The sequence below is a fragment of the Nocardia sp. NPDC058499 genome, from assembly GCF_042719915.1.
Taxonomy (GTDB): domain Bacteria; phylum Actinomycetota; class Actinomycetes; order Mycobacteriales; family Mycobacteriaceae; genus Nocardia.
Map to the genome: position 1 here is coordinate 546,928 of NZ_JBHXMZ010000001.1, position 15,791 is coordinate 562,718.

Annotated in this window: 16 protein-coding genes; 4 read left to right on the forward strand and 12 right to left on the reverse strand. The window is 68.6% G+C overall.

Annotated elements, in window-relative coordinates:
- Positions 1-3: 3 nt before the first annotated feature.
- Complete coding sequence (locus ACFWPH_RS02505) at positions 4-672, reverse strand: HAD family hydrolase (RefSeq protein ID WP_378747685.1); 669 nt, start codon at positions 670-672, stop codon at positions 4-6.
- Between the two features lie 90 nt (positions 673-762).
- Positions 763-1,686 carry an alpha/beta fold hydrolase gene (locus ACFWPH_RS02510; RefSeq protein ID WP_378747686.1) on the reverse strand — a complete coding sequence of 308 codons (924 nt, stop codon included), beginning with the start codon at positions 1,684-1,686 and terminating at the stop codon, positions 763-765.
- 96 nt (positions 1,687-1,782) lie between these two features.
- Between ACFWPH_RS02510 and ACFWPH_RS02515 the strand changes: the two genes are divergently transcribed.
- Positions 1,783-2,631: an SDR family NAD(P)-dependent oxidoreductase gene (locus tag ACFWPH_RS02515; RefSeq protein WP_378747687.1), complete on the forward strand. Its 849-nt coding sequence runs from the start codon at positions 1,783-1,785 to the stop codon at positions 2,629-2,631.
- A 3-nt stretch (positions 2,632-2,634) separates the two neighbouring features.
- Here the strand turns inward: ACFWPH_RS02515 and secG are convergent, their stop codons facing one another.
- Complete coding sequence (gene secG, locus ACFWPH_RS02520; RefSeq protein WP_280417538.1) at positions 2,635-2,868, reverse strand: preprotein translocase subunit SecG; 234 nt, start codon at positions 2,866-2,868, stop codon at positions 2,635-2,637.
- A gap of 14 nt (positions 2,869-2,882) precedes the next feature.
- Positions 2,883-4,490 carry an MFS transporter gene (locus tag ACFWPH_RS02525; protein ID WP_378747691.1) on the reverse strand — a complete coding sequence of 536 codons (1,608 nt, stop codon included), beginning with the start codon at positions 4,488-4,490 and terminating at the stop codon, positions 2,883-2,885.
- 128 nt (positions 4,491-4,618) lie between these two features.
- Between ACFWPH_RS02525 and ACFWPH_RS02530 the strand changes: the two genes are divergently transcribed.
- Positions 4,619-5,416 (forward strand): META domain-containing protein, encoded by a 798-nt coding sequence (locus ACFWPH_RS02530; RefSeq protein ID WP_378747692.1) that lies wholly within the window; start codon positions 4,619-4,621, stop codon positions 5,414-5,416.
- A gap of 72 nt (positions 5,417-5,488) precedes the next feature.
- Here the strand turns inward: ACFWPH_RS02530 and ACFWPH_RS02535 are convergent, their stop codons facing one another.
- Together ACFWPH_RS02535 and ACFWPH_RS02540 are read right to left on the reverse strand one after the other, a co-directional pair.
- The gene (locus ACFWPH_RS02535) at positions 5,489-5,782 is read right to left on the reverse strand and encodes a hypothetical protein (RefSeq protein WP_378747694.1); all 294 of its coding nucleotides are present in this window, start codon (positions 5,780-5,782) and stop codon (positions 5,489-5,491) included.
- Positions 5,783-5,922: 140 nt separating this feature from the next.
- Positions 5,923-6,516: a TetR/AcrR family transcriptional regulator gene (locus tag ACFWPH_RS02540; RefSeq protein WP_378747695.1), complete on the reverse strand. Its 594-nt coding sequence runs from the start codon at positions 6,514-6,516 to the stop codon at positions 5,923-5,925.
- A 282-nt stretch (positions 6,517-6,798) separates the two neighbouring features.
- Between ACFWPH_RS02540 and ACFWPH_RS02545 the strand changes: the two genes are divergently transcribed.
- A complete protein-coding gene (locus tag ACFWPH_RS02545; RefSeq protein ID WP_378747696.1) occupies positions 6,799-8,427 on the forward strand; it encodes an MFS transporter in 1,629 nt (542 codons plus the stop codon).
- Here ACFWPH_RS02545 and tpiA read toward each other — a convergent pair.
- From tpiA to gap, 3 genes are read right to left on the reverse strand one after another with little or no spacing between them, the layout of a single operon-like run.
- Positions 8,369-9,154, reverse strand: a complete 786-nt coding sequence (tpiA, locus tag ACFWPH_RS02550) for a triose-phosphate isomerase (protein ID WP_378747697.1) — start codon at positions 9,152-9,154, stop codon at positions 8,369-8,371. The two genes, ACFWPH_RS02545 and tpiA, sit on opposite strands and share 59 nt — an antisense overlap.
- Complete coding sequence (locus ACFWPH_RS02555) at positions 9,154-10,377, reverse strand: phosphoglycerate kinase (RefSeq protein WP_378747698.1); 1,224 nt, start codon at positions 10,375-10,377, stop codon at positions 9,154-9,156. Before ACFWPH_RS02555 ends, tpiA begins: the two co-directional genes overlap by 1 nt.
- Positions 10,378-10,384: 7 nt before the next feature.
- On the reverse strand, positions 10,385-11,404 hold the full coding sequence (gap, locus tag ACFWPH_RS02560) for a type I glyceraldehyde-3-phosphate dehydrogenase (protein WP_378747699.1): 1,020 nt from the start codon (positions 11,402-11,404) through the stop codon (positions 10,385-10,387).
- A gap of 279 nt (positions 11,405-11,683) precedes the next feature.
- Here gap and ACFWPH_RS02565 point away from each other — a divergent pair, with 279 nt between their 5' ends.
- Positions 11,684-12,292, forward strand: coding sequence for a GNAT family N-acetyltransferase (locus ACFWPH_RS02565; protein WP_378747700.1), 609 nt, complete (start codon positions 11,684-11,686; stop codon positions 12,290-12,292).
- Between the two features lie 484 nt (positions 12,293-12,776).
- Here the strand turns inward: ACFWPH_RS02565 and whiA are convergent, their stop codons facing one another.
- The 3 genes from whiA to rapZ are packed head-to-tail and all read right to left on the reverse strand — an operon-like array spanning position 12,777 to position 15,687.
- Positions 12,777-13,754, reverse strand: a complete 978-nt coding sequence (gene whiA / locus ACFWPH_RS02570) for a DNA-binding protein WhiA (protein ID WP_174375588.1) — start codon at positions 13,752-13,754, stop codon at positions 12,777-12,779.
- Positions 13,751-14,815 (reverse strand): uridine diphosphate-N-acetylglucosamine-binding protein YvcK, encoded by a 1,065-nt coding sequence (yvcK, locus tag ACFWPH_RS02575; protein ID WP_378747702.1) that lies wholly within the window; start codon positions 14,813-14,815, stop codon positions 13,751-13,753. Before yvcK ends, whiA begins: the two co-directional genes overlap by 4 nt.
- On the reverse strand, positions 14,812-15,687 hold the full coding sequence (rapZ, locus tag ACFWPH_RS02580; RefSeq protein ID WP_378748220.1) for an RNase adapter RapZ: 876 nt from the start codon (positions 15,685-15,687) through the stop codon (positions 14,812-14,814). The genes yvcK and rapZ overlap by 4 nt, the downstream gene beginning before the upstream one ends.
- Positions 15,688-15,791 lie beyond the last annotated feature (104 nt).

Here is a 15,791-nt window from a genome sequence, read left to right on the forward strand (position 1 = left end):
GTGTCAGCGGATCCCGTACTCGGCGAGCGCATCCAGCAGTGCGCACGGCCGCTGGTCGACCGGCCCGGGTTCCACCAGGGTGACCGCACAGCCCAGTTCGGCGGCGGCACCGTCCGCCTCGTAGCTGTCACCGATCATCAGCACCTCACCGGGGGCGATACCGATACGGCGACAGGCGATATCGAAGAGCCGCGGGTCGGGTTTCACCGCCCCCTCGGCATACGACAGGACGAATTCGGTCACCTGTTCGGCCGCCCCGGCGCGTTTGAACACCGGCCGGATATCCCAGGCGATATTGCTGACCACGGCGATCGGCATCCCGGCCGCCGCCACCGCGGTCAGGGCCGCCTCCGTATCCGGGTACGGCCGCCAGGCCTCCGCCGACAGCAGTTGTTCGTACAGATATTCCGGATTACCGACCCCGGACCCCCGCAGCACCGCCAGATACAGTTCGCGATGCAGCGGCGGGTCCAGGTCCCGTCGTCCCCATTCGTCGCGCAGCCGCTCCGGCAGACCGCCCGGCCGCCCGACCGGTGCAGTCATCCGCCGCACCACCTCGGCCTGGGCTGCACCGTCGAGGGCTTCACCGTCGTGCCCGGCCAGCCCGTCCAGTTCCGGCTCGAATCGGAAAAGGGTACCGGAGAAGTCGAACAGCACACCGCGGACAGTCATACCGGCCAGGTTACGGAGCACCCGCAGCGTGCGGACGAGCGGTTTCCCGGCGGCCGTGGATGCGCCGCTCGCACCGGGTCCGGCGGAACCTCAGGACGGCAGGTCGCCGAGGCTGTCGAGCAGGAAGGTGTTCACCGCATCGGTGGCTTCCAACTGGACCAGATGACCGGCCCCGGGGACGCGCCGGACCGCCCGAAGGTCCGGGAGCGTCGCACGCATGGTGTCGAGCGGATCGCGGCCGCTGAAACCCTCCATATCCGGATCGTTCTCCCCGTAGACGAAATACACCGGCGCGGCGGGGGCGGCCTGCGCGTATTCGGCGGTCAGCTCCCAGTTGCGGTCGAGGGCGCGGTACCAGTTCAGTCCGCCGGTGAAACCGGTGCGTTCGAATTCCGTGGCCAGGACGTCGAATTCCGCTTCGGGAAGCCACGGCCACGGTAATTGCGGGGCCTGCGGCAGCGCATCGATATAGCGCATCCCCGGCGGGTTCTGCCAGACATCGAGATAGTGGTAATCGCCGCTCAGCGCGTAATACACCCGGGACAGGAATTCTCGCGGTTGCTCGGCGAGATGGGCGTCGGCGACGCCGGGCTCCTGGAAGTACTGCATATGCAGGAAGTGCCGTTCGGCCATTTTCGCCCAGTAATACCCGGGTGGTTTCGGCGAGCGCGGCGCGAACGGATTGTTCAGCACGATCAGGCCGCGCACCCGTTCCGGTGCCCGCATCCCGAGTTCCCACAGCAGGGCGGCGCCGAAGTCGACACCCGCGAACACCGCTCGTTCGGCGCCGATATCGTCGAGCAACGCCAGCAGATCACCGATCACGGCCCGGTTGGTGTACTCCTCGACGGCCGCGGGGGCGTCGGTACGCCCGGCGCCGCGCAGGTCGGGAGCGATCGCGCGGTATCCGGCCGCCGACACGGCGGCGAGTTGCCGGTGCCAGACGTACCCGGTATGCGGGAATCCGTGACAGAAGATCACCGGATCGCCCTGCCCCTGTTCAGTGATGTGCATCCGCACACCCCCGGTATCGATGAACCGGTGTATCGGCGCCACGGAACCTCCCGAATACTAGAACGCGTTACAGTTTCACGGTAACGTCCCGGGACTGTGAGCGGAACACCACATCCCCTGAAAAACCGGATCGCAGTGGTCACCGGTGCGAGTCGCGGTATCGGCAAAGGTATCGCGCTGGAACTCGGCGCGGCCGGCGCGACCGTATACGTCACCGGGCGATCGCAGCAGCCCGGCAAGCTTCCGGGCACGGTGCACGAAACGGCCGCGCAGATCAACGAACTGGGCGGCACCGGCGTACCCGTCGTCTGTGATCACGGCGACGACGAGGCCACAGCGGCCCTCTTCGAGCGCATCGGCACCGAACAGGACAGGCTCGATGTCCTGGTCAACAACGTCTACAACTCCCCCGCCGCCGCCCGCTGGCTGGGCCGCAAATTCTGGGATGTCCCCCCGAAAGCCTGGGACGAGACGTTCCGGATCGGGGTGCGTTCCCATTACGTCGCGGCTGTGTACGCGGCACCGTTACTGCTGAAAGCAGGCGGTCTCCTCGTGAACGTGTCCTCGCCCGGCGCGCAGCGCGCGATGCACAACGCCGTCTACGGGGTCGCGAAAACGGCCTTGGACCGGATGACCGCCGATTTCGCCCGCGACCTCGCCGATACCGAGGTCACCGCCGTCTCGATCTGGCCGGGTCTGGTGGCCACCGAACTACTGCAACTGGTGCCCGCCGATGACACGGGTAAACGCGTCGTGACCCTGCCCGGTGAGGGCAGCTTCGACCTGGACGAGGCCGAAACGCCCCGGTTCGCGGGACGCGCGGTGGTGGCGCTGGCCGCCGACGCCGGACGTAAGAAGCGAGCGGGCAAGGCCTGGAAAGTCGCCGATCTGGCCGAGGAGTACGGATTCACCGATATCGACGGACGGATACCCCGGACCGACTGACGATCAGGCGAACTTGATCTCCAGCCCGATCCCCAGAATCGCGATGAACCAGATCAGCCCGGTGAAGATGGTGATGCGGTTGAGGTTCTTCTCCGCAACGGTCGAACCGGACAGCGCCGACTGCGTCCCACCGCCGAACAGGCTGGACAGACCTCCGCCCTTGGCACGGTGCAGCAGCACCATCAGCACCAGCAGCAGGCTGGTGACGATCAGGAGGATATCCAGGAACATCCGCATGCCGGACAGTGTATCTATGCGCGCGGTCCGACCGACACCAGGTGGGTGAGCGTCTCGTCGTGGGCGAATTCCGCGACCGCGCGTTCGCGCATCAGGTCCTGGGCGGTCAGCCGCACCTTGTGCTGCTGCATATGCTCCGACCAGGAGCGCACCACGAAGGCCTCGACGTAGCGGTCCTCGGCGCCGACATCGCGGTACAGCCGCCATTCCATCGCACCGGTGCGCTGCCGCGACCGGCCCACGTAACTCATGGCGTCGAGGAATTCGGGGACCCGGTCCGCCGGCACGTCGTAGTCCTTCAGCACCAGCACCGGGCCGTCGTCCGGTTCCGGTTCCACCACCAGCTGCGGTTCCGGCCAGTACGCCTGCGGCGTCAGATCGAAGCCCGCAGCGAATTGGCGCATGGGCAGCCAGACGGTGCTGAGCGCGGCCAACCCGAGCAGCGCACCGGCGATCAGCAGGGCGGTGACCGCACCGTAGGCGCCGGCGACCAGGCCCCACGCCACCGAACCGATCGCCTGACCGGCCATGAAGACCAGCATGTACACCGACAGTCCGCGCGCCCGCACCCATCCGGGGAGCAGCAGCTGCATGGTGGCGTTCATGGTCGAGAGGGTGAGCAGCCAGGCCGCGCCGGCGAATACCAGCAGGATCAGCACCAGCGCCTCGACCCGCAGCAGCGCGGTTCCGACGCAGGCCACACCGAACATCAGCGCGGCGACGGCGACCTGCTGGGTGGGGGTGAGCAGGGCCCGTACGCGCGCCAGGCTGACCGCGCCGAGTACCGCCCCCACTCCGAGCGCGCCGAGCATCACGCCGTAACCGGAGGATCCCAGGCCCAGCTGATCGCGTGCGATCACCGGTAGCAGCGCCCACAACGCGCTACCTGGGGCGACGAACAGCGCGGTGCGCAGCAGCACCCGCCGGATGGCCGGTGCCGATTTGATGAACCGGGTCCCGGCCTGCAGCGCGGCCAGCGGGCGTTCGCTGGGGAATTCGCGCGCCACCTTCGGCCGCCGCCACAGCAGCAGCGCGCCGACGATCGCGCAGAAGGAGAATGCGTTGAGGGTGAACACCAGCGCCGGCCCGGACAGCGCGACCAGCACGCCCGCGACCGCCGGGCCCACTGCTCGCCCGATGTTCATATTCATACTGCCCAGCGCCGCAGCGGACGGAATCTGGTCGCGTGGGACCAGTTCGGGCTGGATCGCCTGCCACGAGGGAGCGACCACCGCCTGACCACAGCCGAGCAGGAACAACAGGATGAGCAACACCGAGGGCGTGGTGTGGCCGGTGGCGGTGGCGATCGCCAGGACCGCCGCCAGCACCGCCATGGTGGACTGCGCGCCGAGCAGCAGGCGCCGGCGGTCCAGCAGATCCGCGAGCACCCCGGACGGTATCGACAGGATCATCACCGGCAGCGTCGTCGCGGTCTGGACGAACGACACCAGGGCCGCCGCGTTGGGCTCGTCGACCAGTACCCACTGGGCGCCCACCATCTGCATCCAGGTGCCGAGATTGGAGACCAGCTGGGCGATCCAGAGCGCCCGGTAGACCGGGGACCGCAGCGGCGCCCATGTGGAAACTGGTTTCGGCGCGGCTGTAGTCACTCGGGACAGCATAGCCGCGTGCTCTGACCGGTATTCCGCCCGCTCACGCGGTGAGGCGAGGTACCAACGCGGTTCGAGCGGCGGCCGCTGCCGGATGTCGCCGCCCGGGTGCCCGGCGCGCGCCGGGTAGCATCGGCGGCATGCCCGGACGACTGCTCCGATTCGGTGCGGCCCTCGCGCTGATCCTGCTGGCCGCCACGGCCTGCTCGGACGATGAGGAGCCGGAGCCCGCGGCCCCCGATGCGACGCCGATGGGCCACACCTATATCTCCACCGAGGTCACCGGCACAGCGATCCCGGGCGGTGGACCCCTCACCCTGGTGTTCGCCGACGGCCGGATCACCGCCGACGCCGGCTGCAACAAACACAGCGGCGCCGTGGATCTCCACGATCACGTGCTGCACGTTTCCGAACTCGCGAGCACCCTCGCCGCCTGTCCCGGTGAACGCGCCGGATCCGATACCTGGGTGGGCGAACTGCTGCGCGGGGAGCCGACGTGGGAGCTCGACCGCGACCGGCTGACGCTGGTCGGCAAGAAGTCGACGGTGGTCCTCACGGACAAGAAGGTGGTGCAACCGGACCGGCCGATCCGCGGTACCGAATGGGTCGTCACCACGCTGCTCACCCCGGAGGCCCGGGTATCGTCGCGCACGATCGACGAAGTGCGGCCCCACCTCACCATCGCCGAGGACGGCGGGCTCACCGGGTTCGCCGGCTGCAACCGGCTGACGGGTCGCGCCGAGATAACCGAAACCCCGGCCGGCGCCGATATCGCGTTCACCGCGGCCACCACCCGGATGATGTGCACCCCCGAGGTCATGGAGGTGGAACGCGCGGTACTCGCCGCCCTGGACGGCACGGCACAGGCCACCGTCGACGCCGACACCCTCACCCTGCGCAACTCCAACGGCCACGGTCTGACGCTGCGCGCCGGGTAGGCCGACTGCCGGAACGGCTCGCACAAGACCGGGTTCGCGACCCGTAGCGGCGGCCGCGATCCGGTCGCGGGGCTACGGGCTGAACACCACGCTCTCGAAGGCCCGCGTTTCGGCATCCATCGGCACACCCTCGCAGTTGGGTCCGGGAAACGCGGCCACGTACATATCGGTGTCATTGGCGAGAACTCCGGCCGCGCCCGGTGTGTTGTAGCAGCGGTCGGGGTCGAGATCGTCGAGCACGGCCGGGCCGCCGATCTGTGAACGGTAGACGAATTCCCCCGGCGCCGCGTGCGCGCCGAGCGGAACGGTCAGGGTGATCGCGGCGCCGACGGCGAAGGCACCCACGGTTTCGACGATATATCGCACGCACTGGTCCTTTCGCTCGGAATTGCGGGCTGTTCGCGTCCAGCACCGCAGTATTCCGGACCCGCACCCTGGTCTGCGGTAAGCGGGCGGAACCGCCCGTCGATGGGCCCGTCGCAGCATCCCGGAACACCCGGGCGAACTCACCGGGCGCGCGGCGCGGCCCGGTATCCGGTCGTGCCCGGATCTTCCCACTGGTAGAGGGCCGGGATGAGAAAGCGTTGCAGCAGCTGCGATTCCGATTCGGCGTCGGCCGGCCACAGCAGCAACGACAACACCGACCGGATGAACCAGACGCCGGTCAGAGGGTCGTCCGGGCGCGTGCCCAGCATTTCGGAAACGATGCCGAGCAGGGCCGGCGATTCGGCGAAGGTCACCACCGACCGGGGCCCGTGCTGCGAGGCGAGAAACGCGACAACGATCGGATCGGAACGCACCTCACGCAGCGTTACGGTGAGCGCTGCGTACACGCGTTCGGGGCCGGTGAGGTCACCGAGCGCGAGCTCCACTTCTCCGGCGATACGGTTCGCCGCGCGAGCGAGGACGGTCTCACGCAGATGGGTCACACCACCGGTATGGCGGTAGACGGTGGCGCGCGAGCAGTGCGCGTGCCGCGCCACCGTATCGACATCGAGACCGTCGAAACCGCGCCGCGTGATCAGATCCGCGACCGCGGCGTAGATGTGGTCGGCCGCGGTGTCGTGGCGATCCGCGCCGAGTAGCCAGTCTCGCGCCATCGCTTCAGTATGAGACATCGACGGCGTCGAAGGTCCGGATATCGCCCAGTTCAGGAGCATGTGCTGAGACAACAATGGGCGGAACGACGACCCGATGTGTATCGACTTCAGTCGCAGATCTTGTTCCGGCGTCACCCGGGGACAACTGTGGAGGCAAGGTGCGGCGCCGGCGACCGATGTTCGCCGTGCCGGGCCGCCGGTACTCGGCGCGGCGCACGGCCGGCTTCGGCTACCACCCGGTACCCGAAGCCGCCGGCGCCTCGGATTGCGAACGGAGATCGGATGTCGACCACCGAATTGCTGGATCGCCCCGTCGGCGGCTGGTCGTGGACGCAACGCCGGACTCTCGTCGTGTCCTGCCTCGCCGTCACCTTGGTGATCGCGTCGATGGCCGCCCTGTACACCTCGTTGGCGCAGATCTCGATCGCCACGGGCGCGGACCACACCCAGGCGACCTGGATCGTCGACGGTTACACCCTCGCCCTGGCCTGCCTGGTCCTGCCCGCCGGCGCCCTGGGCGACCGCTACGGCCGGCGCCGGCTGCTGGTCAGCGGGCTGCTCGTCTTCGCGGCCGCCTCGATGATTCCCACGGTCACCTCGTCGGTCGACTGGATCATCGGCGCCCGCGTGCTCGCCGGTATCGGTGCCGCACTGGTTATGCCGTCCACCCTGTCCATGATCACCACCGCATTTCCGCCGGGGGCCTCGGCACGGGCCGTCGGGGTCTGGGCCGGGGCCGCCGGCTCCGGCGGCCTGCTCGGTCTGATCGGCTCCGGGCTGCTGTTGCAGTGGTGGTCGTGGCAGTCCATCTTCATCGGCATGGCCGCCGCCGCGGCAGTGCTCGCCGCCGCGGGATTCACCCTCACCGAATCCCGCAGTACCGCGCCGACCGGACTGGATCCACTCGGCGCGTTCACCGGGGTGACCGCGATTGCGCTACTGGTCTGGTCGTTGATCTCGGTTGCCGACCGCGGATGGAGTGATCCCTACATTCTGGCCGGTCTGGCGGGCGCCGCGCTCGCCACCGAACTCTTCATCCTGGCCGAACTCCGTGTCCGGTATCCCATGCTGGACCTGCGGTTGTTCGCACGGCGCGGCTTCGGCTGCGGTGCCGCATCGCTGGCCGTCCAGTTCCTCGTCACCTTCGGGCTGTTCATGATCGTCGTCCAGTATCTGCAGCTGATCCTGGGATACAGCCCCCTGCATGCCGCCGTCGCCGTCCTGCCCATGGGGGTCGCCGTTGTCGGACTGTCGTTGTTGTCGTCCCGGCTCACCGCCCGCTACGGGCTTCGGCTGCCCACGATCGCCGGCCTGATCGTTCTCGCCACCGGGCTGCTGCTCCTGACCCGCCTGACAGCCGAAGCCGGTTATCCCGGTGTACTGATCCCGTTGTCCATCGTGGGCATCGGAATCGGCCTGGCCGCGGCGCCGGCCACCACCGCGATCATGACCGACGCCGATATCGATATGCACAGCGTCGCCGCGGCGGTCAACGACGCCGCCCGCGAGATCGGCGCGGCCATCGGTATCGCCGTGGCCGGCACCGTCCTGGCCACCGGCTACCGCGCCGGTATCGCCCCTGGCCTGCCCCAGCTGCCCGCACCGGCTCGCGAACCCGTCGCGCACTCCCTCGCCGCCACCACCCAGCTCGCCGAGCAGGCCGGCCCGCAAGCGAAACCACTGCTCGACCTCGCCCGGGGCGCCTTCCTCGACGGCTTGCACCAGACGGTATTCGTCCTCGCGGTCATCAGCCTCGTTGCCGCGGCCGTGTTCGTCTTCTGGGCGCCCGGACCACCCGAAACAGCGAGGCCCGCCGGGACGGTACCCGGCGGGCCTCGAATACTTCACCTGCTCAGGGCAGCGGACCGCCCGCAGCGATCGCGGACAGCGTGGCGAACTCGTCGCCCTTGAGCGACGCTCCGCCCACCAGTGCACCGTCGATATCGGTTTGCTTGCTCAGCTCACCGACATTCTTGGCGTTCACCGAACCGCCGTAGAGCACCCGCACGGTCTCGGCGACCTCGGCTCCGGCCAGTTGGGCGAGCTCGCCACGGATGGCGCCGCACACCTCCTGCGCATCGGCCGGGGTGGCAACCTTACCGGTGCCGATCGCCCACACCGGTTCGTAGGCGATGACGACCTTCGCGATCTCCTCGGACTTCAGGCCCTTCAGCGAACCCCGCAGTTGCTCGAGGTTGTACTCGACGTGGGTGCCCGCCTCGCGGACGTTCAGCCCCTCGCCGATGCAGACAATCGGGGTGACCCCGTGCTTCAACGCCTGCTTCGCCTTGGCGAGCACCGTGGCGTCGTCCTCGTTGTGGTACTGGCGGCGCTCGGAATGCCCGACCACCGCGAACCGGCACCCCAGCTTGGCCAGCATGGCCGCGCTGACCTCACCGGTGTAGGCACCGGATTCGTGTACCGAAACATCCTGCGCACCGTAGGTGACCCGCAGCTTGTCGCCTTCGATCAGCGTCTGCACGCTGCGGATATCCACGAACGGCGGAATCACCGTGACATCGACCTTGTCGAAGTACTTGTCCGGCAGCGCGAACGCGATCTTCTGCACCAGGGCGATGGCCTCGAGGTGATTGAGGTTCATCTTCCAGTTGCCCGCGATCAGCGGTTTCCGAGCCATTACGCGTCCTCCGCATCGTCGAGCACGCTGATGCCGGGCAGCGTCTTACCTTCCAGGTACTCCAGCGAGGCACCGCCACCGGTGGAGATATGCGAGAAATCGCTCTCCGGGATACCGAGCGCCCGCACGGCCGCCGCGGAATCACCGCCACCGACAACGGTGAACGCGCCCTTACCGGTGGCCTTGGCGATGGCCTCGGCCACACCGCGGGTACCGGCCGCGAACTTGTCGAACTCGAACACACCCATCGGGCCGTTCCAGAACACCGTGCGTGCCTCGGTGAGCAGTGCGGCGAAACGCTGCACCGATTCCGGGCCGATATCCAGGCCCATCCAGCCGTCCGGGATCTCGTGGCACGGTACGACCTTCGATTCCGCGTCCGCGGCGAAGGAATCGGCGACGACGATATCGCGGGGCAGATGGATGACATCGGCGTAGCGGTCCAGCAGCTGCTTACAGGTGTCGATCATCTCCTCCTGCAGCAGCGAGGAACCGACGGACAGGCCCTCCGCAGCCAGGAAGGTGAAGCACATCCCGCCGCCGATGACCAGGGTGTCGACCTTGGGGGCCAACGCCTCGATCACGGCCAGTTTGTCCGAGACCTTCGATCCGCCGAGGACCACCGCGTAAGGGCGGTCGGTGGATTCGGTGAGCTTGGCCAGCACATCCGCCTCCGCGGCGACCAGCGTGCCCGCGTAGTGCGGCAGCAGTTTCGCCACGTCGTACACCGATGCCTGCTTCCGGTGCACCACACCGAAACCGTCGGAGACGAAAGCGCCGTCGTCGCCGACCAGTTCCACCAGCGCGGCGGCCAGCTTCGCGCGGTCGGCGTCGTCCTTGCCGGTCTCGCGCGGATCGAACCGGATGTTCTCCAGCAGCAGCACATCGCCGTCGGTGAGGCCCTCGGAGCGCGCAAGCGCGTCCTGTCCCACCACATCGCCGGCGAGCTGCACATTGCGACCCAATTCGGCGGCCAGGCGGGTCGCCACCGGGGCCAGCGACAGCGCCGGATCCGAGGCCCCCTTCGGGCGGCCGAGATGCGCGGTGACGACCACCTTCGCACCGGCTTCCACCAGTGCGCGGATGGTCGGCACCGAGGCGATGATCCGGCCCGGATCGGTGATCTCGCCGTTGTCGAGGGGGACGTTGAGGTCGGAACGCACCAGTACGCCGCGGCCCTCGACGCCCTCGGCGAGGAGATCGTCCAGAGTTTTGATGCTCACGCCGGTCCTAGAGGGACTTGCCGACGAGGCCGATGAGGTCGGCGAGGCGGTTGGAGTAGCCCCACTCGTTGTCGTACCAGGAGTAGACCTTCACCTGGTCGTCGATGACCTTGGTCAGCGGCGCGTCGTAGATCGAGGAATGTGGATCGGTGACGATATCGCTGGAGACGATCGGGTCCACGTTGTACTTCAGGATGCCCTTCAGCGGACCTTCCGCGGCGGCCTTGAACGCCGCGTTGATCTCGTCGACCGTGGCCTTCTTCTCCAGATCGGCGGTCAGGTCGGTGATCGAGCCGGTGGGGATCGGGACCCGGAGCGAGTAGCCGTCGAGCTTGCCGTTGAGCTCGGGCAGCACCAGGCCGATGGCCTTGGCCGCACCGGTGCTGGTCGGCACGATGTTCACCGCGGCGGCGCGGGCGCGACGCAGATCCTTGTGCGGGCCGTCCTGCAGGTTCTGGTCCTGCGTGTAGGCGTGGATGGTGGTCATCAGACCCTTGACGATGCCGAACTCGTCGTTCAGCACCTTCGCCAGCGGGCCCAGGCAGTTGGTGGTGCAAGACGCGTTGGAGATGATGTTCTGGCTGCCGTCGTACTTGTCGTCGTTGACGCCCATCACGATGGTGATGTCCTCGCCCTTGGCGGGCGCGGAGATGATGACCTTCTTGGCACCGGCGGCCAGGTGCCCCTTGGCCTTGGTGGCGTCGGTGAAGATACCGGTGGATTCGACGACGACGTCCACGCCCAGATCGCCCCACGGCAGCGCCGCCGGGCCCTCCTTGATGGCCAGCGCCTTGATGCGCTGGTCACCGACCACGATGGTGTCCTCGCCTTCCAGCGAGACATCCTTCGGCAGCCGGCCGAGGATCGAATCGTATTTCAGCAGGGTGGCCAGAGTCGCGTTGTCGGTGAGGTCGTTGACCGCCACGATCTCGATATCGGTGGTGCCGAGCGCTTTCTGCGCCTCCACCGCCCGGAAGAAGTTACGTCCGATACGGCCGAAGCCGTTGATACCTACCCGGACAGTCACGTTTCTCGCTCCTCAGCTGTCAAGCGGATGATTCCGACGCCACCCACACTAATGCCTTCGGGACTTCTCTCCGACACACCCCTGGTGTTCGCGAGCACCGGCTATCCGGGCAAGCTCGGACCTCATCCGGCGGCGCTACCTCCGCGTGTCGGACCGCGCCGGCCCGATCCGGCGGGCAACCGCAGCTCCGCCCCGAATCCGCGATCCCACCGGGCGCGGCCACGGCCGGCTCCCGAAAAACCCTGGCAACTCCGGGCGCCGCATCGCAGGATGGTCGGGATGCCCAGTACACCTCTCCCCGATTCCGGCCCGAACGTCCGTCCGGCCACTCCCGCCGATATCCCCCGCGCCACCCGAAGCCTCACCCGCGCCTTCGCCGACTACCCCTGGACCCGGCACACCATCGCCGCGGACGAGCACGAACGCCGGCTGGCCGAGTTCCAGGAACTCTTCCTCACCCGCATCGGATTACCGCACGGCAAGGTGTGGGTCGCCGACGACGGTGACGCGGTCGCGGTCTGGACCACCCCCGCCACCGATGCCGGCGCGGTCTTCACCGAACTGGCGCCCCGCTTCACCGAACTGGCCGGTGACCGCGCCGAGGCGCATGCAGCGGCGGAGGCGGCAATGCAGCCACACCGCCCGGTCGAGCCCGTCTGGTTCCTCGGCACCGTCGGCGTCGACCCCGCCCGCCGAGGCGGCGGACTGGGCCGCGCCGTGATCGAGCCCGGCCTGGCCGCTGCCGGACGCGAGGGGGTCGGGGCGTTCCTGGAGACGTCGACCGCGGAGAACGTGCGGTTCTACGAACACCTCGGTTTCCACGTGACCGCAGAAGTGGATATCCCCGGCGGCGGCCCCCTGACCTGGTGCATGTTGCGGCAGCCGTAGCAGTTCTCTCGCCGGGCCGCCGCCGGCCCGGCGAGGGAGCAGATCCGTCGCCGGAGCGAAATCAGGGCCTGTTCGATCGACAACGGAGAACACCGTCGCCCCTCGGTCCGGCCCGTAATGCCTCTGAGCGGACGCCGATGTCCGCCGGGGCTTTCCTCGAGACCATCGCGCCCGGATGCAGCCCGTGCACTCGGACGCCGATGCCGTGCGGCCGCGGATCGGTCGATCCGCAGCTCGGCAAAGCGGTGTCTACCTCTGCCTTCCCTGCCGGCGCCTACAGACCGAAGGCGACCTCGCCGATCACCGTCGAGATCGCCCGCGACGAGCCACCGCTCTCACGGCCTGCGCGCACCGTGTCGACTCCACGGCAGATGAGCCGATCGCGGCGGGCGCATCGTGCTGGAACGTCTCCGCGCCGTGTCGTGTGAGCCAGGCCTGACCGCGGCACGGCGTCCCGGCCAACCTGTCCGGGGCGTATGACGGCTCAGGCGTCGTCGAGCAGTTCGGCCGTGACCGCCGATTCGGTATCCGGCACGCCGAGTTCCTTGGCGCGCCGGTCGGCCATGGACAGCAGCCGCCGGATCCGCCCGGCCACCGCGTCCTTGGTCATCGGGGGGTCGGCGAGCTGGCCGAGCTCTTCGAGTGAGGCCTGCCGGTGTTCGACGCGCAGCTTCCCCGCCGCCGCCAGATGGTCCGGAACGTCGTCGCCGAGCAGCTCCAGCGCGCGTTCGACCCTGGCCGCCGCCGCGACCGCGGCGCGGGCCGATCGACGCAGGTTGGCGTCGTCGAAATTGGCGAGCCGGTTGGCGGTGGCGCGGACCTCGCGCCGCATCCGCCGTTCCTCCCAGGTGAGCCGGGTGTCCTGCGCGCCCATCCGGGTGAGCAGCGCACCGATCGCCTCGCCGTCGCGGACCACGACCCGGTCGGTACCGCGTACTTCCCGCGCCTTCGCCGAGATACCGAGCCGCCGCGCGGCGCCCACCAGCGCCAACGCCGCCTCCGGACCGGGGCAGCTCACCTCGAGCGCCGAGGAGCGGCCGGGTTCGGTGAGCGAGCCGTGGGCCAGGAAGGCGCCGCGCCATGCGGCCTCGGCATCGGCGACACTGCCGCCGACGACCTGGGCGGGTAGTCCGCGCACGGGCCGGCCGCGCACATCCAGCAGTCCGGTCTGGCGCGCGAGGGCTTCGCCCTCCTTCGCCACCCGGACCACGTACCGGGAGGATTTGCGCAGGCCACCGGCACTGAGCACATGCACATCCGACCCGTATCCGTAGAGTTCGAAGATCTCCCGCCGCAGCCGCCGCGCGATGGACCCCATATCGACTTCGGCTTCGACGATCACCCGCCCGCCGACGATATGCAGACCGCCGGCGAAACGCAGCAGGGCGGACAGTTCGGCTTTACGCGCACTCACCTGTGTTACGGCGAGCCGGCTCAGCTCGTCTTTCACTTCGGCTGTCATCGCCACGAGACGTGCTCCTTTCCACCCAACCCGGACCGCACATCCTGACCCATGTGCCGTCCCTCGACTCGAAGCCCCGGCAACGCCGGACGGGGCTCGTGGATCAGTTGATCCAGTGCGGCGGCGAGCTTTCCGGCATCGTGCCGGGCCGTTCCCGCGTCGGCGACATCGGAAAAGACTACTCGTGCCCGCAGTTGCCCGGCCGCTCTGGCCACATGTTCGCGCTCGCGTCCCTCCGGTACGCACCCGGAATCGACCAGAACCTCGTCGACCGCGAAATCCGGTGCGTGCTGGGACAATACATGCAGATGACGTTCGGCGGAGAAACCCGCCGTCTCACCGGGTTGTGCGACCAGGTTCAGAATCAGCACCTTACGCGCCCGCGTATACACCAGTGCATCGCGTAGGCCGGGCACCAGCAGATGCGGGATGACACTGGTGAACCACGATCCGGGCCCGAGGACCACCGCATCCGCTCGTTCGATGGCGGCGGTGGCCTCGGCGCAGGCAGGCGGGTCGGCGGGCAGCAACCGCACCCGGCGCACCTTGCCGGGGGTCGTGGCCACGGCCACCTGACCGCGAATACAGCGGCTGACCCGCGGGTCGGTTTCCAAACCCGAGACATCGGCCTCGATATCGAGCGGGAGGGTCGACATCGGCAGTACCCGGCCGCTGACGCCGAGCAGCTCACCGACCTTGTCGAGAGCGGCCACCGGATCACCCAGCACCTCGGTGAGTCCGGCCAGCAGCAGATTGCCGACCGAATGTCCCGCCAGCGCGCCGGTACCGCCGAACCGGTGCTGCACGGTCCGGGTGAGGACACCGTCGGCGTCGGCCGCCAGCGCGGCCAGGGCCATCCGCAGATCACCGGGCGGCGGGACCCCCAATTCGCGACGCAGCCGGCCGGAAGAGCCGCCGTCGTCGGCGACGGTCACGACCGCGCTGATCCGCCGGGTCAGCCGGCGCACCGCCGACAGGGTGGCGTAGAGCCCGTGTCCGCCGCCGAGTGCGACGACTTCGGGACCGCGGCGAGTCTCGGGACCGGAATCGAGGCCGCTCATTCGCGCCCCAGATCCCGGTGCAGTACCCGCACCGTATCGACCGGGCCGTCCGCATCGTTGTCGATGCTGCGGCCCGCCAGCTGACCGAGGGCCTCGGCGATCGCGACACTGCGATGTCTGCCGCCGGTACAGCCCACTGCGACGGTCATGTATCGCTTCCCCTCTTGGCGGTAACCCTGGGTGGTCAGCTCGATCAGATGCTCGCAGGTCCGCAGATAGTCCTCGGCACCCGGACGCGACAGCACATAGTCACTGACCACCGATTCCTGACCTGTGTGCTGCCGAAGTTCTGGTACCCAGTGCGGGTTGGGCAGGAAACGCACATCCAGCACCATGTCCGCGTCCAGCGGGACACCGTACTTGAATCCGAACGATTGCACGGTCAGCTGCAGTGCGGCGGGCGTGCCGCCGCCGTAGACCTCCTCCAGTTTCCGGTGCAACTGGTGGATCGACAGCTCCGTGGTGTCGATGACCACATCGGCGGCGGCCTTCACCCCGGCGAGCCGGACCCGTTCGGCGGCGATCCCGGCCGACAGGGTGCCATCGGCACTGTCGTTCTGCAGCGGGTGCCGGCGCCGGGCGAACCCGAACCGGCGGATCAGCACATCGTCGGAGGCTTCCAGGAACAGGATCCGGGTGGGCACGCCGCGGGCGCGCAGCTGTTCGGTGACCGCCGGGAGATCGCCGGTGAAGAAGCGGCTGCGCACATCCATCACGATCGCCAGCCGCCGGATGGGCGGATCCGCGGACGCGCCGAGTTCCACCATCCGCCCGATCAGTTCCGGCGGCAGATTATCGGTGACGTACCAGCCGAGATCCTCCAGAACTCGCGCGGCGGTCCCCCGCCCGGCACCGGACAGCCCGGTCACCATCACGACCTCGACCGGGGTCCCCGCACCCGGCGCCCCACCCGGCACCACTTTCGTACTGCTGTTCGATTCGACGCGAGTCATGTACCACCCGGATCTTGTTCGGG